Source organism: Paenibacillus montaniterrae (genome assembly GCF_018403185.1).
In the GTDB taxonomy this organism is placed as follows: Bacteria; Bacillota; Bacilli; order Paenibacillales; family Paenibacillaceae; genus Pristimantibacillus; species Pristimantibacillus montaniterrae.
The window spans coordinates 328,577-354,050 of the sequence record NZ_BOSE01000006.1 but is presented as its reverse complement, the minus strand read 5'-3'; the positions used below and the strand labels follow the sequence as shown (position 1 = coordinate 354,050).

The 25,474-nt window shown below is 47.0% G+C and carries 24 protein-coding genes and 1 tRNA gene; 19 read left to right on the top strand and 6 right to left on the bottom strand.

Annotated features, from left to right (window positions below):
- Positions 1-45: 45 nt before the first annotated feature.
- From hisD to KJS52_RS17190, 12 genes are all read left to right on the top strand, one after another.
- Positions 46-1,332, top strand: a complete 1,287-nt coding sequence (gene hisD, locus KJS52_RS17245; protein ID WP_213517626.1) for a histidinol dehydrogenase — start codon at positions 46-48, stop codon at positions 1,330-1,332.
- A gap of 30 nt (positions 1,333-1,362) precedes the next feature.
- On the top strand, positions 1,363-1,962 hold the full coding sequence (gene hisB, locus KJS52_RS17240) for an imidazoleglycerol-phosphate dehydratase HisB (RefSeq protein ID WP_213517543.1): 600 nt from the start codon (positions 1,363-1,365) through the stop codon (positions 1,960-1,962).
- A gap of 29 nt (positions 1,963-1,991) precedes the next feature.
- Positions 1,992-2,600 carry an imidazole glycerol phosphate synthase subunit HisH gene (gene hisH, locus KJS52_RS17235; RefSeq protein WP_213517542.1) on the top strand — a complete coding sequence of 203 codons (609 nt, stop codon included), beginning with the start codon at positions 1,992-1,994 and terminating at the stop codon, positions 2,598-2,600.
- Positions 2,601-2,659: 59 nt separating this feature from the next.
- Positions 2,660-3,418, top strand: a complete 759-nt coding sequence (gene hisF / locus KJS52_RS17230; RefSeq protein WP_213517540.1) for an imidazole glycerol phosphate synthase subunit HisF — start codon at positions 2,660-2,662, stop codon at positions 3,416-3,418.
- On the top strand, positions 3,415-4,077 hold the full coding sequence (gene hisIE, locus KJS52_RS17225) for a bifunctional phosphoribosyl-AMP cyclohydrolase/phosphoribosyl-ATP diphosphatase HisIE (RefSeq protein ID WP_213517538.1): 663 nt from the start codon (positions 3,415-3,417) through the stop codon (positions 4,075-4,077). Before hisF ends, hisIE begins: the two co-directional genes overlap by 4 nt.
- Positions 4,078-4,203: 126 nt before the next feature.
- A complete protein-coding gene (locus KJS52_RS17220; RefSeq protein WP_213517536.1) occupies positions 4,204-5,154 on the top strand; it encodes a ribose-phosphate diphosphokinase in 951 nt (316 codons plus the stop codon).
- Between the two features lie 155 nt (positions 5,155-5,309).
- Entirely contained in the window at positions 5,310-7,073 is a 1,764-nt protein-coding gene (locus KJS52_RS17215) for a tetratricopeptide repeat protein (RefSeq protein ID WP_213517534.1), read from the top strand.
- 165 nt (positions 7,074-7,238) lie between these two features.
- On the top strand, positions 7,239-8,189 hold the full coding sequence (locus KJS52_RS17210) for an ROK family glucokinase (protein ID WP_213517532.1): 951 nt from the start codon (positions 7,239-7,241) through the stop codon (positions 8,187-8,189).
- 12 nt (positions 8,190-8,201) lie between these two features.
- Positions 8,202-9,089, top strand: a complete 888-nt coding sequence (gene rapZ / locus KJS52_RS17205) for an RNase adapter RapZ (protein WP_213517623.1) — start codon at positions 8,202-8,204, stop codon at positions 9,087-9,089.
- A 12-nt stretch (positions 9,090-9,101) separates the two neighbouring features.
- Positions 9,102-10,088, top strand: coding sequence for a gluconeogenesis morphogenetic factor MgfK (gene mgfK / locus KJS52_RS17200; RefSeq protein ID WP_213517530.1), 987 nt, complete (start codon positions 9,102-9,104; stop codon positions 10,086-10,088).
- Between the two features lie 5 nt (positions 10,089-10,093).
- Positions 10,094-11,035 carry a DNA-binding protein WhiA gene (gene whiA, locus KJS52_RS17195; protein ID WP_213517528.1) on the top strand — a complete coding sequence of 314 codons (942 nt, stop codon included), beginning with the start codon at positions 10,094-10,096 and terminating at the stop codon, positions 11,033-11,035.
- Between the two features lie 90 nt (positions 11,036-11,125).
- Positions 11,126-11,395: an HPr family phosphocarrier protein gene (locus KJS52_RS17190; protein ID WP_213517526.1), complete on the top strand. Its 270-nt coding sequence runs from the start codon at positions 11,126-11,128 to the stop codon at positions 11,393-11,395.
- A 359-nt stretch (positions 11,396-11,754) separates the two neighbouring features.
- Here the strand turns inward: KJS52_RS17190 and KJS52_RS17185 are convergent, their stop codons facing one another.
- From KJS52_RS17185 to clpP, 3 genes are all read right to left on the bottom strand, one after another.
- The gene (locus KJS52_RS17185) at positions 11,755-12,690 is read right to left on the bottom strand and encodes an L-lactate dehydrogenase (protein WP_213517524.1); all 936 of its coding nucleotides are present in this window, start codon (positions 12,688-12,690) and stop codon (positions 11,755-11,757) included.
- Positions 12,691-13,300: 610 nt separating this feature from the next.
- The gene (locus KJS52_RS17180) at positions 13,301-14,083 is read right to left on the bottom strand and encodes a formate/nitrite transporter family protein (protein WP_213517522.1); all 783 of its coding nucleotides are present in this window, start codon (positions 14,081-14,083) and stop codon (positions 13,301-13,303) included.
- Between the two features lie 335 nt (positions 14,084-14,418).
- Positions 14,419-15,000, bottom strand: coding sequence for an ATP-dependent Clp endopeptidase proteolytic subunit ClpP (gene clpP, locus KJS52_RS17175; RefSeq protein WP_213517520.1), 582 nt, complete (start codon positions 14,998-15,000; stop codon positions 14,419-14,421).
- A gap of 52 nt (positions 15,001-15,052) precedes the next feature.
- On the opposite strand from clpP, the gene KJS52_RS17170 reads away from it, so the two are divergent.
- Positions 15,053-15,208, top strand: coding sequence for a hypothetical protein (locus KJS52_RS17170; RefSeq protein ID WP_213517518.1), 156 nt, complete (start codon positions 15,053-15,055; stop codon positions 15,206-15,208).
- Positions 15,209-15,304: 96 nt separating this feature from the next.
- Here KJS52_RS17170 and KJS52_RS17165 read toward each other — a convergent pair.
- Positions 15,305-15,379 (bottom strand) — tRNA-Arg (locus KJS52_RS17165).
- 457 nt (positions 15,380-15,836) lie between these two features.
- Here KJS52_RS17165 and KJS52_RS17160 point away from each other — a divergent pair.
- The 6 genes from KJS52_RS17160 (at position 15,837) to eno (ending at position 23,108) form a co-directional block, all read left to right on the top strand.
- A complete protein-coding gene (locus KJS52_RS17160) occupies positions 15,837-16,832 on the top strand; it encodes a sugar-binding transcriptional regulator (protein WP_306433586.1) in 996 nt (331 codons plus the stop codon).
- 97 nt (positions 16,833-16,929) lie between these two features.
- Positions 16,930-17,934, top strand: a complete 1,005-nt coding sequence (gene gap / locus KJS52_RS17155; RefSeq protein ID WP_213517514.1) for a type I glyceraldehyde-3-phosphate dehydrogenase — start codon at positions 16,930-16,932, stop codon at positions 17,932-17,934.
- Positions 17,935-18,099: 165 nt separating this feature from the next.
- Complete coding sequence (locus tag KJS52_RS17150; protein ID WP_213517512.1) at positions 18,100-19,284, top strand: phosphoglycerate kinase; 1,185 nt, start codon at positions 18,100-18,102, stop codon at positions 19,282-19,284.
- 186 nt (positions 19,285-19,470) lie between these two features.
- Positions 19,471-20,226, top strand: a complete 756-nt coding sequence (tpiA, locus tag KJS52_RS17145) for a triose-phosphate isomerase (protein ID WP_213517510.1) — start codon at positions 19,471-19,473, stop codon at positions 20,224-20,226.
- 1 nt (position 20,227) lies between these two features.
- A complete protein-coding gene (gpmI, locus tag KJS52_RS17140) occupies positions 20,228-21,763 on the top strand; it encodes a 2,3-bisphosphoglycerate-independent phosphoglycerate mutase (protein ID WP_213517509.1) in 1,536 nt (511 codons plus the stop codon).
- Between the two features lie 52 nt (positions 21,764-21,815).
- Positions 21,816-23,108, top strand: coding sequence for a phosphopyruvate hydratase (gene eno / locus KJS52_RS17135; RefSeq protein WP_213517507.1), 1,293 nt, complete (start codon positions 21,816-21,818; stop codon positions 23,106-23,108).
- Between the two features lie 75 nt (positions 23,109-23,183).
- Here eno and pdxA read toward each other — a convergent pair whose 3' ends face one another.
- Positions 23,184-24,179 carry a 4-hydroxythreonine-4-phosphate dehydrogenase PdxA gene (gene pdxA, locus KJS52_RS17130; protein WP_213517505.1) on the bottom strand — a complete coding sequence of 332 codons (996 nt, stop codon included), beginning with the start codon at positions 24,177-24,179 and terminating at the stop codon, positions 23,184-23,186.
- A complete protein-coding gene (locus tag KJS52_RS17125; protein WP_213517503.1) occupies positions 24,179-25,471 on the bottom strand; it encodes a four-carbon acid sugar kinase family protein in 1,293 nt (430 codons plus the stop codon). The genes pdxA and KJS52_RS17125 overlap by 1 nt, the downstream gene beginning before the upstream one ends.
- Positions 25,472-25,474 lie beyond the last annotated feature (3 nt).

Genomic DNA, 25,474 nt, shown 5'->3' with positions numbered 1-25,474 from the left:
GGACGAACAACAACCTCTATGAAGAAGGATGGGAGAAGCATGAGTATGAAATTGTTGAAGCCAGAGCAATTTGGCTTGAAGAGAGAAGTGGAGTACGGCTCGCCGGAGCAAAATGCGGCAGTGCAGCAAATTGTAGCGGCTGTTAAAGCAGAGGGTGATGCAGCGCTGCTTCGCTTTACTGAGCAGTTTGACCGCGTCAAGCTGAGCAGCGAGCAATTGCGCGTCACCGATGAGGAGATTCAGGCTGCTTATGCGCAGGTGGATGAAGCGTTTTTGCTGGCGATCCGAGAGGCAGCCGACAATATTCGCCGCTTTCATGAAAAGCAGCTGCGCAACTCCTGGATGGATTTGGCGGAGGACGGTACGATGCTGGGGCAAATTATGCGTCCCTTAAAGCGTGTTGGGGTGTATGTGCCAGGCGGAAAGGCAGCTTATCCATCATCCGTGCTGATGAATGTGATTCCAGCACAGGTTGCAGGCGTGCCTGAGATTGTAATGGTTACGCCGCCTGCCACTGGCGGAACGGAAGGGATCGATCCGTACATTCTGGTTGCTGCTGCTGAAGCTGGCGTTAAGGAGCTGTACCGCGTTGGCGGTGCGCAAGCCGTTGCAGCGCTGGCATATGGAACGGAGTCGATAGCGCCTGTAGATAAAATTTGCGGACCGGGCAATATTTATGTAGCATTAGCCAAACGCTCCGTGTACGGTGTAGTTGATATTGACAGCATTGCTGGCCCGAGTGAAATCGTTGTGCTTGCGGATGATAGTGCAGATCCGGCTTATATTGCAGCAGACCTGCTGTCGCAGGCCGAGCATGATGAGATGGCTTCAGCGATTCTCGTAACTGCCTCCGAAAAGCTTGCGCAGGCTGTCATTGCCGAGGTGGACTCGCAGCTTGCGAGCCTGCCGCGCTATGAAATCGCCAAAGCGTCGATTGAACAGTATGGTGCTGTGCTGCTTGTTGCTTCATTGGAGGAGGGCATTAAAGTCGTTAATCAGCTTGCTCCAGAGCATCTTGAAATTATGACCGTCGATCCGATGTCGCAGCTCAGCTATATTGAAAATGCGGGTGCGATTTTCCTCGGTCCTTACAGCTCTGAGCCAGTGGGTGATTATTTTGCCGGACCGAATCATATCATTCCAACGAATGGTACAGCTCGTTTCTCATCTCCTGTAAATGTGGATGATTTTCTGAAGAAGTCCAGCATGATTTTGTACAGCAAGCAGGCCTTGCTTGCCAATGGTCATAAAATTATGACACTTGCGCGCCATGAAGGGCTGGAAGGTCATGCCCGCGCGATTGAGGTTCGTCTTAATAAGGAAGGGCAGTAATAAATTGATACAAGGTGAGGGGTATATAGTATGACTGAACAGACAAAGCGCGAGGCGTCTATCGTTCGTGCAACAAAGGAAACGGATATTAAGCTAAGCTTGGCTGTAGACGGTGCAGGAGAGGCAAATATTGCGACGGATGTACCGTTTTTGAACCATATGCTGGATGCATTTACGAAGCATGGCCATTTTAATTTGACTGTCGATGCCAAGGGAGATATTGAAATTGATGATCACCATACTGTAGAGGATATTGGCATTTGTCTCGGGCAGGCTTTTCTGCAGGCGCTGGGCGACAAACGGGGCATTAAGCGCTGTGCAAGTGTATTTGTACCGATGGACGAGGCTTTGGCGCAAGTTGTAGTCGATATTAGCAACCGTCCTCACTTCGAATATCGTGCACAGTATCCTGCGACGCATGTAGGCAGCTTCGCGGTAGATTTGGTGCATGAGTTTTTGTGGAAGTTTGCGATAGAGGCTCGTATTACCCTGCATGTTATTGTCCATTATGGCGCTAATACCCATCATATGATTGAAGCGGTATATAAAGCGCTCGGACGCGCGCTTGATGAAGCGACCAGCATTGATCCTCGTGTTCAAGGAGTACCTTCAACCAAGGGAGTCCTGTAAAACGCGTAAGTAGAGAGGGGTACTTCACGATGATTGCGATTATTGATTACGGCATGGGCAATCTGCACTCTGTCAGCAAAGCAATTGAGCGACTTGGCTATGAAGCGGTCACAACGAGTGATCAAGAACAGATTATGGCCGCTTCTGCTGTTATATTGCCTGGTGTTGGCGCATTCGGCGATGCGATGCAGCATTTGAATGAAACGGGCTTGGGCGAGGTCGCCAAGCAATTTGCGGCGACAGGCAAGCCAATGCTAGGCATCTGCCTGGGGATGCAGCTTTTGTTTGAAACGAGCGAGGAGTATGGCGAGCATCAGGGGCTCGGCTTGCTGGGCGGCAAGGTTGTTCGCTTCCAGGGTGACTTCAAGATTCCGCATATGGGCTGGAATAAGCTGACGTTTTTGCAGCCTTCTCCGCTTTTTGAGCAGCTGGAGGAGGGTCATGTGTACTTTGTTCACTCCTACCATGTGCTTGTTGGCGATCAGAAGAATTTGCTTGCTACAGGCGATTATTACGGGCCAGTCACGGCGATTGTTAATAAGGATAATGTATATGGCATGCAATTCCACCCGGAGAAAAGCGGCGAGCTGGGCATGAAGCTGCTTCACAATTTTTTAGCGCTCGCTGAGAGAGCGTAACGGCTGTATCGGAGCTGGTTAACTGATCGGTAAAAACAAGAAGTTAGGGGGAAATGGTTATGCTGGCAAAGCGAATTATTCCTTGCCTGGACGTGAAGGATGGGCGTGTCGTAAAAGGCGTCAATTTTGTTAATTTGCGCGATGCGGGTGATCCTGTCGAGTTGGCCGCCACGTATGACAAGGAAGGCGCGGATGAGCTGGTGTTTTTGGATATTTCTGCTTCGGTGGAGGGACGCGCTACGATGATTGATGTCGTTCGTCGAACGGCGGGAGAGATTACGATTCCATTTACAGTGGGCGGGGGCATCTCCAGCGTTGACGATATGACGCGCATACTGCGTGCCGGTGCGGATAAAACGGGCATTAATACTGCGGCTGTGCTTAATCCCGAGCTGATTACCGAAGGCTCGCGCCGCTTTGGTGCGCAATGCATCGTTGTTGCAATCGATGCGCGCTTTAATGAGGAGTGGCAGGATTGGGAAGTGTATACGCATGGCGGACGCAAGCCAACCGGAATTCGCGCGCTGGAATGGGCAAGCAAGGCGGAGAAGCTTGGCGCAGGTGAAATATTGCTGACGAGCATGGATGCTGACGGGACTAAGGACGGCTTCGACATCAGCTTGACGAAGGCAGTCAGCGAGCGTGTCGGAATTCCTGTCATTGCTTCAGGCGGAGCAGGCAAGATTGAGCATTTTGCCGAGGTGTTCCAGCAGGCGAATGCGGATGCGGGCTTGGCGGCAACGATTTTCCACTACAAGGAATTAACGATTGCTGACGTGAAACATGATTTACGAGCCAAAGGAGTAGAGGTGCGATGAATGAAGCGGCAATAAAATGGGATGACAACGGCCTGGTGCCGGCAGTTGTGCAGGATGCGCAGAGCAAAGAGGTGCTGATGCTCGCCTATATGAACAAGGAGTCGCTGAAGCTGTCTCAGGAAACAGGCTACACATGGTACTGGAGCCGCTCGCGCAATGAGCTGTGGAACAAAGGTGCGACCAGCGGGCATAAACAACGTATAGTAAGCATGAGCTATGATTGTGATGGCGATACATTGCTTATTAAAGTCATTCAGACAGGTCCGGCTTGCCATACGGGCAGCTACAGCTGCTTTACGCAGCCGCTTGAGGTGGAGGGAGCTGTGCAAGCAGCAGAATCGGCAGCAGGCGACCGCTTTGCGATGCTGGGGCAGCTTGAAGAAACGATTGCCCAGCGTCATGCGGAGCGTCCGGAAGGCACGTATACAAGCTATCTGTTCGACAAAGGCGTAGACAAAATTTTGAAAAAGGTTGGCGAGGAGTCGGCTGAGGTCATTATTGCTGCAAAAAATCAAGACAATGACGAGCTTCGTGCGGAAGCGAGCGACTTGATCTTCCATCTTATGGTACTGCTGCGTGAGCGAGGCTTGCCATTGGATGCGATTTTAAGCGAATTGAAGGAGCGTCACGGGAAGCCAACGACGAATAAAATGCGATAAAATTGAAATTTGTCGAAAAATAGTGTCATTTCATTTTTGAAATCTACACAAATGTATGTATAATAAGACAAGTAGAAATGCTTCGTTTATTTTTATGAATATGGTTGAAACGCTCAGGAGGGTATCATGTTAAGCGACAAGGTGCGTATTTTTTCAGGTTCATCGAATCCCGCTCTAGCTCAAAGAATTAGTGAGCATCTAGATATGCCATTGGGAGCGATTAAAATTTCTCGCTTCAAAAGTGGTGAGGTCTATGTACACTATGAGGAAACGATTCGGAATTGTGATGTATTCCTAGTTCAGTCGTTATCTCATCCAATTAATGAGTATTTCGTGGAATTGCTCGTTATGATTGACGCAGCAAAGCGTGCATCGGCTCGTACCATTAATATCATTATGCCGTATTATGGCTACGCCCGCCAGGAAAGAAAGGCTGCGCCACGCGAGCCGATTTCCGCGAAAATGGTAGCTGATGTACTGACGACAGTCGGTGCTACTCGCGTGCTTACTATTGACTTGCATGCACCAGCTATTCAAGGCTTCTTTAATATTCCAGTTGATCATATGACAGCACTTGATCTCATTAGCAGTTATTTGAAGGCGAAAAATATTAAAAATCCGGTAGTGGTTTCTCCAGATGCTGGACGCGCGTCAACAGCTGAGAAGCTGGCGAATTATTTGGATACTTCATTTGCGATTATGATCAAGAAGCGTTCTGCCCACAATGAATCGAGCATTACGCATGTGATCGGTGACGTAGCTGGACAAACGCCTATTATTATCGAGGATATGATTGACACTGGCGGCACGATCATTAATGTCGTAGAAAGCTTGAAGGATCATGGAGCAGAGGACGTATTCGTTTGCGCAACGCATCCGTTGTTCTCTGGTGATGCGATTACTCGTCTGGATCATCCTGGCATTAAGGAAGTTATTGTTACGGATACGATTGTATTGCCTGAAAACAAGCCTGATCGCTTTAAAGTGTTAAGTGTAGCTCCTTTATTGGCCGAAGCTACCAAAATTATTATTGATGGCGGTTCAATAAGCGTTTTATTTAAAAATAATGGTGTATAGTGCCTGTTAAGGCAATTGGAAAATATAAGCTGCGGATTGATGTCTAGTCATCCGCGGTTTTTTATTTGTTTATATTTTATGTTGCGAAACGTACTGTGCTATAATTGACGTACAGCTAGTAACAAGAAATTAAGTTTTGAGGAGGTGCCTTGCAAATGAAAAAGAATAAGCGTGTTGCAGGTCAGCAGCGCGAATATACGCTGCTGCAGCTTGATGCGAATTTTTTCTATGAGCGCGCGATACGCTCCCTGGACCGTTTCCACTATGACAAGGCACTTAAATATTTTCAAAAAGCGGTAGACTACGAACCGAACAACCCGATTAATTATTGCAATATGGCAGGTGTGCTGTCGGAAATCGGGAAGTATGGTGAGTCGAATACGATTTTGCAGAAGGTCATTAATGAAATAGATCCGGATATGACAGAGTGCCATTTCTATATGGCTAACAATTTTGCTAATATGGAATTTTTCGAGGATGCAGAGCGTGAGTTGCTTCACTATTTGCAGGAGGATGAAGAGGGACATTTTCTCGAGGAAGCAGAGGAAATGATCGAATTTCTCCAGTATGAGCTTGAGCGCCCTACGCCATTGACGAAGGTAAAGGCGAGAGCTGGCGTATATGAGCATATTCGCGCTCGCGAGCTGCTTGAGGATGGAAAGTTTGTTGAAGCGATCGAGTTGCTGGAGACGATTAGCGAGGAGCATCCGGATTTTCTTGCGGCAAGCAATAATTTGGCGCTTGCTTACTATTACATCGGTCTTGCTGATGAAGCGAAGCGGGCGATTGAGGCGGTGCTTGAGCGCGACCCTGTCAATCTGCATGCGTTATGCAACCTGGCTATCTTTTATCATTATGAGGGCAGGCAGGAGGAGCTGCAGCAGCTTACTCCTGTATTGGCGAAGCTAGATCCATTTTATCAGGAGCATTTGTTCAAGCTGGCGACGACGATGGGCATTTTAAAGGATCATACGACTGCGCTGCGCCATTTTCAGCGTTTAATGAAGCATGGCGAGGTGCGAAAGGATCCATGTCTGTGCCACTATACGGCGGTTGCAGCCTGCAACGCAGGCAAATGGGAGCTAGCCGAAAAATATTGGCTCATGCATCGCACACTGGATGAGCAATCGCCGCTGTCAGCATACTTCCTGCTGTTGCTTAAGCTCGTTCAGGAGGAGCCGTTGCAGGGCTCGCTGCCGTACAGCTACTATGAAAGCGTTGAGGAGCAAATGGAGGCTTGGGAGCATCAAGCGCATGAGCGTGGTGTTGAGATGGATCCGAAGCTAAGAAGAGCGTACTTTTTTTGGGCAATCGATCATAGCAATCGCGAAGGCAAGCTGAAGTCGATTTATAATTTGGAGCATTGCTACAATGAAGAAGTCGAGCAGAAGCTGCAGCAGTTTCTATTAAGAGGCGATGAGGACGATTATTTGAAGCGTCTGGTTATGTATACGCTGCGTTCCATGGGAATGAAGGATGCTTTTGCCGTTGTGCTGGGCGGAAAGCTGCTGCAGGTGGAAGCGGAGCGGGTGCCTACGCTGGAAAGCAGCAGCTTGATCCATAGCGATCCTTTATGGGAGAAGGTTGCCGAGCTTACGCTTGCGCAAACTGCGAAGCGCTACAATGTCATTCAGCAGCATGATATGATTACGCTTTGGGTTAATTTTCTGTCCAAGGGCTATTCTGTCATGTCGAAGCTGACCAAAATTGAAGCTTGGGCGGCTGCCCTGGAATATTTGATTGCCAAGCTGTATAACAAGCCGATTACGTATCATGAAGCTGCCTTGCGCTATGGCACGAGCATTACAACAGTAAGCAAGCGAGTCAAGGAAATTGACAAGGTGCTCGGCGTCAAGAACAAGCTGAAGGATGCGCCATGGCTAGTAGATTACAGCAGAAAGCAGGACTACAGAAGATAAGCTGCGCGCTTACGACAGGGAAAGGCTACGGTATTCCGCTTGGGAGCTAGTAGTCTTTTCCGCATTTGACATACACTGCGGGACGGGCGCGTATGCTTGACCGTGAACGTTGGAACGCTTATAGTTGAAATTGAACTTTATCTAAATGAATGAGGTGGCATTGTCATGTCTGAAAAGATTTATGTTGGTGTTGATGTAGGTGGAACAACCGTCAAATTAGGCATTTGTAATGCGGAAGGTGAATTGTTGCAAACTTATGAGGGACCAACAGAGGTTAATAAAGGGCCAGACACTATTCTTCACAACATTGCAACCTACGTGAGACAAATCGTTGAGGAATCTCCGTATTCGTGGGAGCAGCTGGCTGGCGTCGGGATAGGCATTGCCGGCTTTCTTGATATTCCAAACGGATTTATGAAGCATTCGCCTAATTTATACTTAAATAATGTTGACATTAAAGGCTTTTTGGAGAAAGAGCTTAATATACTAGTAAAAGTAAATAATGACGCTAACGTTGCAGCTCTGGGCGAAGCTTGGGCTGGCGCTGGCCGCGGTATTCAAAATTGCGTGATGTACACGCTCGGCACTGGCGTAGGCGGCGGCATTATTATTGATGGCAAAATTGTAGAAGGCTTTCAAAGCGTAGCTGGCGAGCTTGGGCATATGGCAATCGTTCCTGATCTTGAGGCGATTCAATGCGGCTGCGGCAAAATGGGCTGCCTGGAAACGGTGTCTTCCGCAACAGGCATTATCCGCATGGCAGAAGAGGCTGTTGCGCGCGGAGATCGTACTTCTTTGGTCAATGTTGAGAAAATTATGGCGAAGGATGTGCTGGATGCGGCGAAGGCAGGCGATGAGGTTGCCACACGCATCGTATCACGCGCAGCGTATTATTTGGGCCGCTCGATGGCGATGATGGCGGTTATTTTGAATCCGGAGTGCTTTATTGTCGGTGGCGGCGTGGCAAAGGCCGGCGATTTCTTATTTGATCAAATTCGCGAAGTATTTGAAAAATATACGCAGGATGCTTCCAAGGAAAATGTGAAGATCGTTCCAGCGGTGCTTGGAAACAATGCAGGGGTTGTAGGTGCAGCAGGTTTAATTCTAAGAGGATAGTAGGTGCTGCTAATGGAAATCGCAACGAATTTATCGCAGCTTGTTATTATAACGGGAATGTCTGGTGCAGGTAAAACGATCGCTGTGCAAAGCCTGGAGGATCTGGGCTTTTTCTGTGTCGATAATTTGCCGCCAGTACTTATTCCCAAATTTGCTGAGCTTATTGAGCAGTCAAACGGTAAAATAGGCAAGGTTGCGCTTGTTATTGATTTGCGCGGCCGAGAATTTTTTACTGCGCTTTCTGAATCAATTGAGTACATGAATGAGCATCATACGATTAATTGCGAAATTTTATTTTTGGACGCAAGCGATGAAACATTGGTAAGACGCTACAAGGAAAGCCGACGCCGTCATCCGATGTCGCAGCAAAGCATGCCGCTGGAGGGCATTCACGCCGAGCGCACTTTGCTTGAGGATTTGAAGGGCAAGGCAACACTCGTTATTAATACGAGCGACTTGAAGCCGGCCATGCTGAAGGAACGGATTATTAATCATTTTGGCCAAGCGCAGCACAAAGCGCTAACGGTTAATATTACGTCCTTCGGATTCAAATATGGCATTCCACTCGATGCCGATCTTGTTTTTGACGTCCGATTCTTGCCGAATCCGCATTATATCGATACGCTGCGCCCGAATACTGGTCAGCATCCTGATGTTTATGAGTATGTCATGAAATGGCCAGAGACCCAGACCTTCCTTGTCAAGCTTGTTGATATGCTGGAGTATTTGATTCCGCAATACGAGGAGGAAGGCAAAAGCCAGGTCATTATTGGCATAGGCTGTACGGGAGGCAAACATCGCTCGGTTGCGATTTCCGAGTATCTAGGAAAAACGCTGAAGCTGAGGGAGACGGAGCAGATACGTGTAAGTCACCGCGATTCAGAGCGCGACAGGACATAATGAGGGGAGAGCATGCACATCGTGCAGAAGGTCGTTAGACGTCCGAAAATAGTAGTGATCGGCGGAGGTACGGGGTTATCCGTCATGCTTCGAGGATTGAAGGAGAAGCCGCTTGATATTACTGCCATTGTTACGGTAGCAGACGATGGCGGCAGCTCAGGCATATTGCGGAATGAGCTGCAAATCCCTCCGCCTGGGGATATTCGCAACGTATTATCGGCAATGGCTGATGCAGAGCCGTTGCTCGCAGAGGTGTTACAGTATCGCTTTAAGTCAGGCTCAGGACTTGCCGGGCATACGCTCGGCAACCTGATGCTGGCAGCGATTACCGACATATCAGGGGATTTTGTTACCGGCATTAAAGAGCTGTCTCACGTGCTTGCGGTACGCGGCAAAGTGCTTCCAGCAGCGAATCGCGCGATTGTGCTTAAGGCAGAGATGCGGGATGGCACAATCATAACAGGCGAGTCGATGATTCCGAAGGCAAATGGTGCGATCAAGCGCGTCTTTCTGGAGCCGCAGGATGTTGAGGCATTGCCGGAAGCGGTGGAAGCGATTGAGCAGGCAGATGCGATCTTAATCGGGCCAGGCAGTCTTTATACGAGCATCATGCCTAATTTGATCGTGCCTAAGCTGGCTCAGGCGATTGTAGAATCGACAGCGGTAAAGCTGTTTGTATGCAATGTTATGACGCAGCCGGGGGAAACAGACAATTATTCGGTGAGCGACCATTTGGACGCGATTTATGATCATATCGGTCATCATTTATTTGATTACGTTATTGTGAATAATGGTGAAATCCCTCCGCATGTGGAAAGCAAGTATGCGGAAATTGGCGCAAAGGCAGTTCAGCTTGATATTGACGAGGTGACTAAGCGAGGCTATCAGGTCATTGCCGACCAGCTTGTACTTTTCCGTACGTTTTTGCGTCATGATGCTGAGCGTTTGAGTCATCATATCTACAAGCTGGTGGAAAACTGGATGCTTAGAAAGAGGTGAGAACGATGTCTTTTGCGGCGCAAACGAAAAAAGAACTGACGATGGTCGAAACGGATGCCTGCTGTGAGCGGGCGGAGCTAGCTGCCTTGATCCGCATGAATGGATCTGTCAGCCTGTCCAGCCGCAAGGTTGTATTGGATATTTCGACCGAGAATGCTGCAATTGCTCGTCGTATTTATACATTGGTTAAAAAGCATTTCGCTGTTCATGTTGAGCTGCTTGTGCGTAAAAAAATGCGCTTGAAGAAAAATAATGTTTACATCGTGCGAATGCCAGAGAAGGTTCAGGAAATTTTAACTGATTTGCGAATTGTTTCTGAAGGCTTCATGTTCAACGATGGAATCGATAGCAAAATCATTCGCAAAAATTGCTGCAAGCGCGCTTATTTGCGTGGTGCTTTCCTCGCTGGAGGATCAGTTAACAATCCGGAAGGCTCTTCGTACCATTTGGAAATCGCTTCAATGTATGAGGAGCATTGCAAGGCGCTGGTGGAGCTTGCCAATGGCTTCGGCCTCAATGCGCGCTGCATTGAGCGTAAAAAAGGGTTTATTTTTTACATTAAGGAAGGCGAGAAAATTATTGAATTGCTCAACATTATCGGTGCGCATCAAGCGCTGTTCAAGTTTGAGGATGTGCGCATTATGCGTGATATGAGAAATTCGGTAAATCGGATCGTCAATTGTGAGACAGCGAATTTGAATAAAACGATTGGTGCTGCTGTTAGACAAATCGATAACATAAAGCTGCTGCAAAAGGAAATCGGACTCGAGAACTTGCCCGATAAAATTCGCGAGGTGGCCGAGGTTCGATTGCAGCATCCAGATCTTAATTTGACAGAGGTTGGCGAGCTGTTAAAGGTTAAGGTGAGCAAGTCCGGTGTCAACCATCGATTGCGTAAAATTGATGAAATGGCAGAAAAAATAAGGAATGGTGCAACTTTAACCTAGTAGAAATGGTATGTAAATGGTATAATAACTTATAAAGCTCTAAATGACCGATTATAATTTTTGACTTTAAATATAGGGGGTATGTATTACATGGCAAGGCTTCCAGTAGTTGTTCGTTTGAAAACAGGGTTACATGCTAGACCCGCAGCGTTATTCGTCCAAGAAGCGAACAAATTTTCCTCCGAGGTTTTTGTGGAAAAAGACGATAAGAAAGTGAACGCGAAGTCGATTATGGGTATTATGAGTCTTGCAATCAGCTCGGGCACTGAAATTACAATTAGTGCAGAGGGCTCTGACGCAGAGCAGGCTGTTAACGCGCTAATCGCGCTAGTTAGCAAGGAAGAGCTTGAAAATCAATAATGTGTTGCAAAGACACATCAGGCTGCCAGTTGGTCTATTCCGAAGGAATGGAATAACTGGCAGCCTTTTTAGATGGGATGTTTAAAAAGCTGGACTTTGATGACGATGTAATTTTCTTCGTAGTGGATTCGACGGCGAATATGTCACGCTACCGAAAGGTTATGCTTCCGATGTATGTTTCCTGCTGAAACATTTTAGGTGCTCACGTAGTAAGTGCCTACGCTGCGCTCCTCGCTTTCTAGTATCGTGCCATCTTCTTGGTCCTGAAAGCCCAGCTTTTTAAACTTTCATTTGAAGATGAGGTTTAAAAGCTGGGCTTTGAAGACGATGCATTTGCGCTGGGGAGAGGTCTGTGTTGGTTAGATTTTGTTTGGGTCCAGGTCAAGGTTTAAGCTGTCTATGAGCGCTTTTAGCTTGTTGGCGGATTTTTCGAAGAGGGCTTGTTCTTCATCTGTTAGTGTTAGCTCTAGTGCTTCGCGTACGCCAGTGCGGTCTACGATGCATGGTACGCCTAAATATACATCCGATACTCCACAGTAGTTATCAAGCAATGTCGATACGTTCAGCACTGCTCCTTCGTCGTCGAGAATGGCAGTAACGATGCGATCAAGCGCCAAGGCGATGGCATAGTACGTAGCGCCTTTTGCTTCAATAATTTCATACGCTGCGTCGCGTGTTTGCAGGAACAGCTTTTGCTTGATGTCCTCGGCAATTTCCAGCTCTACGCCAGCAACATTGGCCAGGCTCCATACTGCAAGCTCCGAATCGCCGTGCTCGCCAATAATATGGGCATGCACGCTGCGAGGGTCGATTTTCAGCTCCTTGCCAAGCAGGTAGCGGAAGCGTGCGCTGTCCAGCAATGTACCAGAGCCAATAACACGGTTAACAGGCCAGCCGGATTTTTTCAATGTCACATAGGCCATAATATCAACCGGATTGGTCGCAATAAGCAGGATCGCTTCCTGATTGTAAGGCAAAATTTGCTTAATGATGCTGTCGAAAATATCCGCGTTGCGCTTCAATAAATCGGTGCGTGTTTCTCCTGGACGCTGTGCAGCTCCTGCTGTAATAATAATAATCTCAGCGCCTGCACAATCCTCATAGCCGCCCGCCCACAGCTTTGCGCCCCCGATATACGGCATGCCGTGGTTCATATCCAATGCGTCGCCTGCTGCTTTAGCATGATTAGCGTCAATCAGCACCAGCTCATTGACACGATTGCGCAGCATTAAGGTATAAGCCGTTGTAGAACCAACAAATCCCGCTCCAATAATAACAACCTTTCTAGTTTTCATCATAATTCCTCGCTTTCATTTTTAATTGAAGATACATCGTCATCAAAGTCCGGCTTTATAAACCTCCACTTCCAATAGGAGTTTAAAAACCGGGCTTTCAGGACCAAGAAGCTTGGACGCTAGTAGAAAACGAGGAGCGCAGCGTAGGCACAAGCTACGTGAGTACCGCAGTTTTCGCTAGCGTTCAAGATTCGCCGCCGACTAAGCTACAACGCACGGCATCGTCATCAAAGTCCGGCTTTATAAACCTCCACTTCCAATAGGAGTTTAAAAACGGGGCTTTCAGGACCAAGAAGATGGCACGATACTAGAAAGCGAGGAGCGCAGCGTAGATAGACCTACGTGAGCACCGAAGCTTTCGGTAGCGTGACATATTCGCCGCCGACTAAGCTACAACGCGCAGCATCGTCATCAAAGTCCGGCTTTTTAAACCTCCACTTCCAATAGGAGTTTAAAAACCGGGCTTTCAGGACCAAGAAGCTTGGACGCTAGTAGAAAACGAGGAGCGCAGCGTAGGCACCAGCTACGTGAGCACCGCAGTTTTCGCTAGCGTTCAAGATTCGCCGCCGACTAAGCTACAACGCACGGCATCGTCATCAAAGTCCGGTTTTTAAACATCCTCTACAAAAGGTTTATTAATGTAGTAGTAAAACATAGCCATAAACACCACCCCGCCTATCATATTGCCCAATGTTGCGGGAATTAGGTTATGCAGAATTTGCTCGAGTGTCAAAGAGCCCCAGCCTGCTGCTGCAATCGAGATTGCGAATACCGACATATTCGCGATGCTGTGCTCAAAGCCTGCAATAAAAAAGCTGAAGACGAGCAGGATCATAATAAATATTTTTGCGCCGTCGGCTTTCATTGCGTAAGGTACGAAAAATGCCAGGCAGACGAGCCAGTTACAGAGAATGCCGCGGAAAAGCAGCTCAATGGTCGTTGCGTCCACTTTTTTATGCGCGGTTTCAATTAGAAAGCCGTAAATCTGCTCGCTGGCAAACAGGCCTGTCATCGCAATCATAAGTGCAAACAGAATAGCGCCAATCATATTGCCGATATAGCTTAAGCCCAGCAGCCTTAAAGATTGCCGCCAGCTCATTTTGCCGCGCAGCGAGCTGTAGCTAAGGTAAAAGGTATTGCCGGTAAAAAGATCTCCACCTCCATAGTAGATCAAGATGATGGCCATACAAAACGTAATAGCGGCTGCAGGATATGCAAATGGGGAATGGACCTCGTAAAAGAAGCTTCCAGTTTTGAAGGCGACAATCACGCCGAAGCCGATAAACATACTGGCAACCATCGAGCGCAGAAGATAGCGCAGCTTGCTTTGTTCAAATATTTTCAGCTTTTTGGCTGCAAGCAGCTCGATTTTGTGCAACGCTTCTGTTTCCATAATGAATCCCCCATACACGCAACTGATGCTAATCTGCAGATTATCTTGGAAGTGCTGATCATCTGATGCCTTTATCATATATGGAAGCATGAAATTGTTATGTGATAAAAATCACAAAGTGGATAATTTAGTCGAGTGTGAGATTTGCTTTAGGGGTAGAAAGGAGAAATTTAAAGAAAAAAGAAAAAGACTGCAGCAGTGCTGTCCACCCAGGTCCATATCTCAAGAGCTACACTAGTGTAGGGGGCTGATTATCAGCCCCGCCGTAGAGATAGGGGTTCGATAGTAGACAACAACATGCAACAGTCTTACAACATAAGATTAAGGCAACTTCGTTACACGCGCTCGATTACTTTGTCAATCAAGCCGTAATCGACAGCTTCCTGCGCACTCATAAAGTAATCGCGATCAGTGTCTTGATTAATTCGCTCAATCGGCTGACCTGAGCGCTCTGCCATAATGCGATTCAATTTTTCACGCATATTAATGATGCGTTTGGCACGAATCGCAATATCACTTGCTTGGCCTTCAGCACCGCCAAGAGGCTGATGAATCATAACCTCACTGTTAGGCAGCGCAAAACGCTTGCCTTTTGCACCAGCGGTAAGCAGGAATGCTCCCATTGATGCGGCCATCCCAACGCAGATTGTAGATACATCAGGCTTAATATATTGCATCGTATCATAGATTGCCATCCCTGCAGTAATCGAACCGCCCGGACTATTGATATATAGATGAATGTCTTTTTCAGGGTCCTCCGCTGCTAAAAACAACAATTGAGCAATGATAGAATTGGCGACGACATCATTGACCCCTGACCCTAGCATAACGATACGATCCTTTAACAATCGAGAATAAATGTCATAAGAACGCTCTCCGCGATTGCTTTGTTCAATAACCATAGGTACAAAGTTCATATTTAACCAATCCTCCTAAAATTTTTTTGTCTTTCCTGCGGCTGTTCCATGCATGCCTGAAACTATCGCTGAAAAGCAAGGTATAATTGCCTTTGCTGATTGCTTTGTGGTGCTGTGTGATAATATCATAATGGAATTTTGTTTAAAAGTCAAAGATAGTCAAACTTTTTTGTTTGTTACCATTGTTGCCGCTCTGCGCAAGCGCTAAACGCTACATGAGAAGAAAAATTCCAGAAAAAAAAGCGAGCTGGATTGTGTATCGATCCAGCTCGCCTTGTATCGTGGCAAAGTTTAGTTTATGTATTGGCGCGCCCGCTAGGAATCGAACCTAGATCTCAGGCTCCGGAGGCCTACGTCATATCCATTGGACCACGGGCGCAACTACTATATTGTATTGGAAAATGGCGCGCGAATCAAGTGTTTCTCGCAAGTTCTTGCTTATGAGATTTGTTTTTAACGGGTAAGCTAGAAATTGAGCCTGCTGAGTGCGCGGCGAAGCAGCTTATACATACGAAGTAATCGGCGTAGAAACAGGTCGGAAAGCATCGGCTATCTGTTTGCTGCTTACAAATGCTGCACATTATTTGCAGTTAGCTGACAATAAGCAGCATATTTTTGCAACGAATAGATGAAGTAATCGATTTCATTTAAAAAGTGCTCTTGCTATGGCTGGCGTAATCTATTACAATATAAGTGGGACTTAAATAACACCACAGGGACAATAAATGTCCAAGGGTGATTGAACCTCTACGTTGACTCTTGCCGATGGAGTGATGGTATTTATGCGACAGCTTATAGAACTGCAGCGGCAGTTAGTACCTGAGCTTTTGGAAGTGATGAGAAAACGTTACAAGATTCTGCAACAAGTTATGCTTGCAGGAACAATCGGTCGTCGTGCGCTTGCTAATGTGCTATCAATGACGGAGCGAGTTCTACGGGCGGAAACAGAGTTGTTGAAGGAGCAAGGTTTGCTGATCATTTCGGCATCGGGAATGTCGCTTAGTGAAGAGGGCAGAATGGTGCTGGAGGAGCTTGAGCAGCTTGGTCCACTTGTTTTCGGTAACTCGGAGCTGGAAATAAAGCTTCAGAATATGTACGGCTTGCAGCAGGTGATTGTAGTTCCAGGAAATTCAGAGCAGTCTGAAGCGTCCAAGCGAGAGCTGGGTCGAGCTGCTGGCTTGCTTTTGAAGCGTGTCATCAAATCAGGCGATGTGATTGCAGTGTCGGGCGGCACAACAACGGCTCAAGTAGCCAAATATTTAAGCCTGCCCGGTACGATAAAGGATGTTATGTTTGTACCCGCTCGCGGCGGCTTGGGTGAAAGCCTTGATTATCAGGCCAACACGATTGCTTCCATGATGGCGAAGCGTACAGGCGGGCAATATCGTTTGCTGCACGTTCCTGATCACATTAGCGAAGAGGCTTACGAGTCGATGATGCAGGAGCCTTCCATTAAGGAGATAGTAGAGGTAATCCGCCATGCAAGAATTTTTATCCATGGCATTGGTGACGCTACAGTAATGGCGAGGCGAAGAAAGACAGATCCTGAGGAAGTACGTGCGATGGTCGCCGAAGGGGCAATGGCAGAATCGTTCGGTTTTTACTTCAATCGACATGGCGAGCCGATTCACAAAATGAAAACTGTAGGCATGCGACTGGAAGACATTTTGAAAATTGAATGCATTGTTGCAGTTGCGGGCGGCCCAAGCAAGGCTGTAGCAATTGATGCAATAATGCGCTTCGGTCATAACCATGCGCTTGTTACAGATGAAAGCGCGGCTTTGGAAATGATCCGAATGCATGAAGAAAGTGGGCATCATGGCGAGTTGTAATGATGTAAAGTTTGTTGAGCCATGCTTTTCGAACTTGCGATTACAATTCGACTTGACATAAATTTAAATTTTGCCAAATGACTAGGAGGAAATGACAATGGTTAAAATTGGTATCAATGGTTTCGGCCGTATCGGTCGTAACGTATTCCGTGCATCTTTCAACAATCCTGAAGTTGAGGTAGTAGCAGTTAACGATCTTACAGACGTTAACACTTTGGCTCATCTGCTAAAATATGATACAACTCATGGCAAATTCGAAGGCACTGTAGAAGCTAAAGAAGGCGCTCTTGTAGTTAACGGTAAAGAAATCAAAGTTTTCGCTGAGCGCAACCCTGCTGATCTTCCATGGTCTTCTGTAGGCGCTGAAATCGTAGTTGAATCTACTGGTATCTTCACTGCAAAAGAAAAAGCTGAGCTTCACTTGCAAGGCGGAGCTAAAAAAGTTATCATCTCTGCTCCAGCTACTAACGAAGACATTACAATCGTTATGGGCGTTAACCATGACAAATACGATGCTGCTAGCCACACAGTTATCTCCAACGCTTCTTGTACAACAAACTGCCTAGCACCATTTGCAAAAGTAATCAACGATAAATTTGGCATTGTTAAAGGTATGATGACAACTGTTCACTCTTACACTAACGACCAATCTGTACTAGATCTACCACATAAAGACCTTCGTCGTGCTCGCGCGGCTGCAGAAAACATTATCCCATCTACTACTGGTGCGGCTAAAGCTGTATCTCTTGTATTGCCAGAGCTTAAAGGCAAATTGAACGGTATGGCTATGCGCGTACCTACACCTAACGTTTCTGTAACTGACTTGGTTGCTGAGCTAAAAGTTAACGTTACAGTTGAAGAAGTAAATGCAGCTCTTAAAGAAGCTTCTGAAGGTGCGCTTAAAGGCATCCTTAACTACAGCGAAGAGCCGCTTGTATCTTCTGATTACAACGGTGATCCTGCTTCTTCTACAATCGATGCACTTTCTACAATGGTTGTTGAAGGCAACATGGTTAAAGTTGTTTCTTGGTACGACAACGAGTGGGGTTATTCTAACCGCGTAGTTGACCTGGCTGCTTACATCGCAAGCAAAGGTCTATAAGGAAAGAAAGCCGACGGGGCATGACTCTTCATGAAGATGTCGGTCCATAGCCTTGCTTAGCGTAGCTTAAAGCGGGCGTAAAAAGCAGGCGTTTCTTCCCTCGGAAGGGCGCCTGCTTTTATTGCATTCATTATGCAAACTTGAAATCCATAGGAGGGCTAATCCATGAATAAAAAAAGTATTCGTGACGTGGCTGATTTAGCTGGTAAAAAAGTATTTGTTCGTGTAGATTTCAACGTGCCTTTGGAAAATGGCGCGATTACAGATGATAAACGTATTCGTGAAACATTGCCAACGATCAATTTCTTGATCGAAAAAGGTGCGAAAATCATTTTGGCAAGCCACTTGGGACGTCCAAATGGTGAGGTTGTAGAAGAGCTTCGTCACACTGCAAGCGCCGCTAGACTATCCGAGCTGCTTGGCAAGCCGGTTGCTAAAGCTAATGAAGCAGTTGGCGACGCGGTAAAAGCTCAAATCGCTGACATGCAAAACGGCGATGTATTGCTGCTTGAAAATGTTCGCTTCTATCCTGGCGAAGAGAAAAACGATCCAGAGCTGGCTAAGCAATTTGCTGAGCTTGCTGATCTATTTGTTAACGATGCATTCGGTGCGGCTCACCGTGCACATGCTTCTACTGAAGGAATCGCGCATTATTTGCCGGCTGTATCAGGCTTGCTTATGGAAAAAGAGCTTGATGTGCTTGGCAAGGCGCTTAACAATCCTGACCGTCCTTTCACAGCTATCGTTGGCGGCTCCAAAGTTAAAGATAAAATTGCTGTAATCGAGAAAATGATCGAGATCGCAGACAATATCATTATCGGCGGCGGTCTTTCCTATACATTCTTCAAGGCTCAAGGCTATGAAATCGGTCAATCGCTGCTGGACAACAGCAAGCTTGATTTGACGCTTGAGTTTATTGAAAAAGCGAAAAAAGCAGGCAAGAACCTGTACCTGCCAGTTGATATCGTTGTAACAGACGAGTTCAGCGCGAAAGCAAATACGAAAATCGTACCAGTAGACGGCATTCCTGCTGATATGGAAGGCATCGATATCGGTCCGAAAACGCGTGAAATCTACGCTGACGTTATTAAAAACTCCAAGCTTGTCGTATGGAACGGACCTATGGGCGTGTTCGAAATCGAGCCGTTCTCCCATGGTACACGTGCAGTTGCACAAGCTACAGCAGAAACAGCTGCTTACACAGTCATCGGCGGTGGTGATTCCGCAGCTGCAGCTGAAAAATTCGGCCTGGCTGATCAAATGGACTTCATCTCTACTGGCGGCGGCGCTTCCCTTGAATTTATGGAAGGCAAAGCTCTACCAGGCGTTGTAGCACTTAACGATAAATAATTTGTCCTGATAAGGATGTGCGATCTTGCAAAAAATCGTACATCCTTGTGGACTGTTAAAGAGCAGCATTGCAAAGAAGTATTAAGAGCAAGTTATTGAAAAATCAAGAGAATGCTTTCGTAGCGATTTTTCAATTGCAAGAAGTATTAAGAGCAAGTTATTGAAAAATCTTGAGGAGGATCTATCATGAGCAGAACACCTATTATTGCAGGTAACTGGAAGATGTTTAAGACGGTTTCTGAGGCAGTAGCTTTCTTTGAGGCTGTTAAAGGCAAAGCTGAGGTTGCAGGCGTGGAGAGCGTCATTTGCGCGCCATTTACTAACCTTCCAGCGCTTGTTGAGGCTGCTAAAGGAACATCGATTGCGATCGGCGCACAAAATCTTCACTTTGAAGACAATGGTGCCTTTACTGGTGAAATCAGCGGCGTAATGCTGAAGGATCTCGGCGTGAAATATGTATTGATCGGCCACTCTGAGCGTCGCCAATACTTTGCTGAAACTGACGAGACAGTTAACAAAAAGGTGCATGCTGCATTTAGGCATAGCCTGGTGCCAATCGTTTGTATCGGCGAAAATTTGGAAGAGCGCGAGGCTGGCACAACGAAGGATGTTTGCAGAGTGCAAACAGAAGCAGCATTCAAAGGCGTTTCAGCTGAGCAGGCTGCGCAATCCGTTATCGCGTACGAGCCAGTTTGGGCAATCGGAACAGGCAAATCCTCAACATCTGCTGACGCACAGGATGTAATCGGCTATGTTCGCAGCATCATTGCCGAGCTTTACGATCAAGCAACTGCAGATGCAATCCGCATTCAGTACGGCGGCAGCGTTAAGCCTAACAATGTTGCTGAATATATGGGCCAGGCTGATATTGACGGCGCGCTAGTTGGCGGTGCAAGCCTGGAGCCGGATTCCTATATCGCTCTTGTCGAGGGGGCCAAGTAAGATGGCAAATCGTAAACCAGTAGCTTTAATTATTTTGGATGGATTTGGATTGCGCAATGATGTGACAGGCAACGCGGTTGCACAGGCGAACAAGCCGAATTACGACCGCTATTGGAGCCAGTACCCGCATACTACTCTTACAGCATGCGGCGAGGCAGTTGGCTTGCCAGAAGGACAAATGGGCAACTCTGAGGTTGGCCACTTGAATATTGGCGCTGGACGCATTGTGTATCAGGATTTGACTCGTATTACGAAATCTGTGCGCGAAGGCGATTTCTATGAAAATGAAACGCTGCTGAAAGCTTTGCTGCATGCAAAGGAAAACGGCAAAAAGCTGCATTTGTACGGCTTGCTGTCGAATGGCGGCGTGCACAGCCACATTGATCATTTGTTCGCTTTGCTAGATCTTGCCAAACGCAATGACTTCCACGATGTTTACATCCATGCCTTCCTTGATGGCCGCGATGTAGCGCCTGACAGCGGCGTGCATTTTGTGGAGCAGCTGCAGCAGAAAATCGCTGAAACCGGCGTTGGCAAAATCGCTTCCCTGCAAGGCCGCTACTATGCAATGGACCGCGACAAGCGTTGGGATCGCGTTGAAAAGTCTTACCGCGCGATGGTGTATGGCGAAGGTCCAACGGCAAAGGATGCGCTGCAGGCAGTGAAGGACTCCTATGCAGCAGATGTGTACGATGAATTTTTCGTGCCAACTGTGCTGGTACAGGAGGATGGAGCTCCGGTTGGACTAGTTGAATCCGGCGACTCGGTTATTTTCTTCAACTTCCGTCCAGACCGTGCTATCCAATTGAGCCAAGTATTTACGAACGAAGACTTCCGCGGCTTTGAGCGTGGAGATAAGCAGCCGCAGGATCTGTTCTACGTCTGTATGACGCTGTTCAGTGAAACGGTTGGCGGCTTGGTTGCTTACTCACCGAAAAACCTGGATAATACACTAGGCGAAGTGCTGGCGCAAAACAATTTGACGCAGCTGCGCACTGCGGAAACGGAGAAATATCCGCATGTCACGTTCTTCTTCAGCGGTGGCCGCGACGTTGAGCTGCCAGGAGAGACTCGCGTATTGATTAACTCGCCTAAGGTAGCAACCTATGATTTGAAGCCTGAAATGAGCGCCTACGAGCTTGCAGAATCAACAGTAAACGAAATCGAGAAGGATAAGCATGACGTTATTATTCTTAACTTTGCGAATCCGGATATGGTTGGTCATTCAGGCATGCTTGAGCCTACAATTAAGGCGGTAGAAGCAACGGATGAGTGCTTGGGCAAAGTGGTAGAAGCGGTTCATGCTGCTGGCGGAGTTTGCATCATTACAGCTGACCACGGTAACGCCGATATGGTATTTGATGAAAATGGACGCCCGCATACTGCACATACGACGAACCCGGTTCCGTTCATTGTTACCAGAGAAGGCGTAGAGCTGCGTGAGGACGGCATTTTGGCTGATATTGCCCCTACAATGCTGACGCTGCTTAATCTGGATAAACCTGAAGAAATGACAGGTTCTACATTGATTAAGTAATAGCTTTGCATGTACAATAAAACTATAAAAATAATAAGGAGTGTTACACGAAATGTCTATCATCGTTGATGTATACGCACGTGAGGTTCTTGACTCCCGTGGTAACCCGACTGTAGAAGTTGAAGTTTCACTAGAATCCGGCGGCAAAGGCCGTGCAATCGTTCCATCTGGCGCATCTACTGGCGCATATGAGGCTGTTGAGCTTCGTGATGGCGACAAATCTCGTTACCTAGGTAAAGGTGTGCTTAAAGCGGTTGAAAACGTAAATACGATTATTGCTCCAGAAATTATCGGCCTGGACGCTCTTGATCAAGTAGCGATCGACCGTAAAATGATTCAACTAGACGGTACAGATAACAAAGGCAAGCTGGGTGCAAACGCAATTCTTGCTGTATCTATGGCGGTTGCTCGCGCTGCTGCTGATGCTTTGGATGTACCTCTTTACACATATCTTGGCGGCTTCAACGCAAAGGTTCTTCCAGTTCCTATGATGAACATCATCAATGGCGGTGAGCATGCGGACAACAACATCGACGTACAAGAATTTATGATTCTTCCAGTTGGTGCTGAAAGCTTCAAGGAAGCACTTCGCATTGGTGCTGAAATTTTCCATAACCTTAAAGCTGTTCTTCACAGCAAAGGTCTTAACACTGCAGTTGGCGACGAAGGCGGCTTTGCTCCTAACCTTGGCTCCAACGAAGAAGCAATCAGCACAATTATCGAAGCAATCGAGCGTGCTGGCTACAAACCAGGCGAAGAAGTATTTATCGGTATGGACGTTGCTTCTACTGAGTTCTACAAAGACGGCAAATACGTGCTTGCTGGCGAAGGCAAATCCTTCACTTCTGCTGAGTTTGTTGATCTGCTTGAGTCTTGGGTTGATAAATACCCTATCATTACAATCGAGGACGGCTGTTCCGAGGATGACTGGGAAGGCTGGAAGCTGCTTACTGACCGCCTAGGCAAAAAGGTTCAATTGGTTGGTGACGACCTGTTCGTTACAAACACAGCTCGTCTAGCTGACGGTATTGAAAAAGGCGTAGGTAACTCAATCCTTGTTAAGGTTAACCAAATCGGTACATTGACTGAAACATTCGATGCTATCGAAATGGCGAAACGCGCTGGCTATACAGCAGTTATTTCTCACCGCTCTGGTGAATCTGAAGACAGCACAATTGCTGATATTGCTGCAGCTACTAATGCAGGTCAAATCAAAACGGGTGCTCCTTCACGTACAGACCGCGTTGCGAAATACAACCAATTGCTTCGTATCGAGGATCAGCTTGGTTCGACTGCACAATACGCAGGCAAATCAGCATTCTACAACCTTAAAGCTTTCAAATAAGCTTAAATTAACATTTTGCTAAATAGAAAAAATCCCTTGCCGGATGCATCGGCAAGGGATTTTTTTGTAGCTGTGTTAGCGTCTTGGTGCAAGTTCAATTGCGGAATTAATCGCTGCAATCATGCTTTTCTCATCTGCTATATTTTTACCAGCAATATCGAAGGCTGTGCCATGATCGACAGAGGTTCGGATAATTCCGCCTTTCAAGCCAACGGTAATGTTGACGCCTTCCTCAATGCCCATTACTTTAATAGGAGCATGGCCTTGGTCGTGGTAGCAGGCTACGACGATATCAAAATCGCCTCTGCCAGCTCTGAAAAACAAAGTGTCGGCAGGGTAGGGGCCGGATGCATTGATCCCTTCTGCTTTAGCCCGTTCAATCCCTGGTACTAGCTTTTCTTCCTCTTCGCCGTTTCCGAACAAGCCATTTTCGCCAGCATGCGGATTGATGCCGCATACTGCAATGCTTGGATTTTTGAATCCGGCATTGGCAAGCGTCTCATGCGCTAATTTCACTACCTTATAGGTTCTTTCAGGCGTAATGCTTTGAATTGCAGCTATTAATCCCATATGGGTGGTCAAATGAATAACGCGCAAATTCGGCGTAGTCAGCATCATCGAAAAGTCTTCAGTATCCGTTAAATCGGCTAAAATTTCAGTATGTCCAGGATAGATGTGACCACCCAGGTGAAGTGCTTCCTTGTTCAGCGGAGCTGTGCATATAGAATGAATGCGTTGCTCCTTTGCCAGTTCAATTGCTCTTGCCAAGTATTGAAAAGCAGCATCTCCTGCAGCGGCCGAAACCTGGCCAAACGGCAAATCAGCTGGCAATAAATCCAAATCGATCACATCTATGGAGCCATACTCGTACTTCGCTTCCTCCGGTTGCTTAATGGCATGAATAGTTAATGGCGAATCGACAATTGGCAGAACACGCTCCAGCATTTTAGCATCACCGATTACGACAGGTTTGCACTTGTCATAAAGCTCCTTATAGCCTAATGCCTTTACGATAATTTCCGGGCCAACGCCAGCTGCATCGCCCATCGTAATTCCGATAATTGGTTTCATCATTGATGATCTCCCTTCAATTTGTTAATCGCATGAATAAATACGCGCTCAGAGCCGAAGCCGCCTGCCTTCGTAATGACGTGCAAATGCTCGATGCCGAGAAATTTGGAGATTGGCACTCCGATTTCCAACTCGTCAAGCAGCTCGAAGCCTTTAATTCCCCATAAGCTGCAAATTTGCTTTGCCGTATCTCCGCCAGTCATCGAAACGCCTTTAAACAGCTGCTTTTCCAGCAGCATCGAGCAGACATTCCCGATTGCTTTCACAATTTCATTGCTGATTTCGGTATGGGAAAGCCCTTGTGCTTCGCCAACCTTCCACGCTTGTTCAATGTCAGCCTGTTCGGCAGTTGAATAGATGACGACATCTAGCCCGGCGACGGCTTTTTCATAGGCCAGCTTATAGACCTTGCTTATTTCATGTTCGCGATCTGCGGGACTGGACAAAGCCTTGTACGATTCAAATGGAATCGCATAAACATTGCCTTCCTCAAGCAGTTTGTTTAATTGCACTCTTGAATTTATATTAACACTGCCGACGACGGTAAGGATTGGACCGTTATTAGCAGGGATAGTGGACGATTTTTGCTTGACTGCTATGCCGTAGTGCTCAGGCAAGTAGTTGGCAATGCCCGCAGAGCCAACCCAGGCAAATTGATACGGCAAATGCTTCGTGTAGGCGAGTATTTGCTGCAAATGCTCTTCTTCCGTTGAATCAATAATGAGATAAGGGATGCCTTGATCGGCATATTGCTTAAGCATGTCGGCGATATGCGCTTCCCCTTGCACCAAATCATCAATCGTAATGGCTGCAATAGCGCGATCTGTTTGCTGCTGCAAAAGATCGGGCAGGTAGGAAATGGTGACTGGCGTTTTCGGATCTTTGGCAATTTCCGTTTCTCCCAACGGGATTTTATTCAAATAGTGCGTAGAATGACGAATTTCCCGATTGTTTTTAGGATAGCCTGGCGCAATCATCATAAAATGAGGCTTTAGCACGTCATAGATGGCATCGATCTCAGCTCCGATATTTCCGCGCATGGTGGAATCGAGCTTTTTGAATATAAAATCAAACCCTGCATCCACTAAAAATTGCGCAGCTTGCTTTACCTTCTCATAAGCTTCAGTATGCTTAATGGAACGACTGTCGGTATCGAACACGACGGCCTCGTAATGCTTCGTATTCGCACCATCCATTTCGAACAGTACAGCAGTTTTCAAGCCGTGGCGCGCTAATTGCACACCGCTGTCATTAGCTCCTGTTAAATCATCAGCAATTATCGCTAGTTTCATTCC

Bases quoted from the DNA above. Each gene is read 5' to 3' on its own strand.
- hisD (WP_213517626.1), top strand. From the start codon at position 46: ATGAAATTGTTGAAGCCAGAGCAATTTGGCTTGAAGAGAGAAGTGGAG.
- hisB (WP_213517543.1), top strand. From the start codon at position 1,363: ATGACTGAACAGACAAAGCGCGAGGCGTCTATCGTTCGTGCAACAAAG.
- hisH (WP_213517542.1), top strand. From the start codon at position 1,992: ATGATTGCGATTATTGATTACGGCATGGGCAATCTGCACTCTGTCAGC.
- hisF (WP_213517540.1), top strand. From the start codon at position 2,660: ATGCTGGCAAAGCGAATTATTCCTTGCCTGGACGTGAAGGATGGGCGT.
- hisIE (WP_213517538.1), top strand. From the start codon at position 3,415: ATGAATGAAGCGGCAATAAAATGGGATGACAACGGCCTGGTGCCGGCA.
- KJS52_RS17220 (WP_213517536.1), top strand. From the start codon at position 4,204: ATGTTAAGCGACAAGGTGCGTATTTTTTCAGGTTCATCGAATCCCGCT.
- KJS52_RS17215 (WP_213517534.1), top strand. From the start codon at position 5,310: ATGAAAAAGAATAAGCGTGTTGCAGGTCAGCAGCGCGAATATACGCTG.
- KJS52_RS17210 (WP_213517532.1), top strand. From the start codon at position 7,239: ATGTCTGAAAAGATTTATGTTGGTGTTGATGTAGGTGGAACAACCGTC.
- rapZ (WP_213517623.1), top strand. From the start codon at position 8,202: ATGGAAATCGCAACGAATTTATCGCAGCTTGTTATTATAACGGGAATG.
- mgfK (WP_213517530.1), top strand. From the start codon at position 9,102: ATGCACATCGTGCAGAAGGTCGTTAGACGTCCGAAAATAGTAGTGATC.
- whiA (WP_213517528.1), top strand. From the start codon at position 10,094: ATGTCTTTTGCGGCGCAAACGAAAAAAGAACTGACGATGGTCGAAACG.
- KJS52_RS17190 (WP_213517526.1), top strand. From the start codon at position 11,126: ATGGCAAGGCTTCCAGTAGTTGTTCGTTTGAAAACAGGGTTACATGCT.
- KJS52_RS17185 (WP_213517524.1), bottom strand. From the start codon at position 12,690: ATGAAAACTAGAAAGGTTGTTATTATTGGAGCGGGATTTGTTGGTTCT.
- KJS52_RS17180 (WP_213517522.1), bottom strand. From the start codon at position 14,083: ATGGAAACAGAAGCGTTGCACAAAATCGAGCTGCTTGCAGCCAAAAAG.
- clpP (WP_213517520.1), bottom strand. From the start codon at position 15,000: ATGAACTTTGTACCTATGGTTATTGAACAAAGCAATCGCGGAGAGCGT.
- KJS52_RS17170 (WP_213517518.1), top strand. From the start codon at position 15,053: ATGCCTGAAACTATCGCTGAAAAGCAAGGTATAATTGCCTTTGCTGAT.
- KJS52_RS17160 (WP_306433586.1), top strand. From the start codon at position 15,837: ATGAGAAAACGTTACAAGATTCTGCAACAAGTTATGCTTGCAGGAACA.
- gap (WP_213517514.1), top strand. From the start codon at position 16,930: ATGGTTAAAATTGGTATCAATGGTTTCGGCCGTATCGGTCGTAACGTA.
- KJS52_RS17150 (WP_213517512.1), top strand. From the start codon at position 18,100: ATGAATAAAAAAAGTATTCGTGACGTGGCTGATTTAGCTGGTAAAAAA.
- tpiA (WP_213517510.1), top strand. From the start codon at position 19,471: ATGAGCAGAACACCTATTATTGCAGGTAACTGGAAGATGTTTAAGACG.
- gpmI (WP_213517509.1), top strand. From the start codon at position 20,228: ATGGCAAATCGTAAACCAGTAGCTTTAATTATTTTGGATGGATTTGGA.
- eno (WP_213517507.1), top strand. From the start codon at position 21,816: ATGTCTATCATCGTTGATGTATACGCACGTGAGGTTCTTGACTCCCGT.
- pdxA (WP_213517505.1), bottom strand. From the start codon at position 24,179: ATGAAACCAATTATCGGAATTACGATGGGCGATGCAGCTGGCGTTGGC.
- KJS52_RS17125 (WP_213517503.1), bottom strand. From the start codon at position 25,471: ATGAAACTAGCGATAATTGCTGATGATTTAACAGGAGCTAATGACAGC.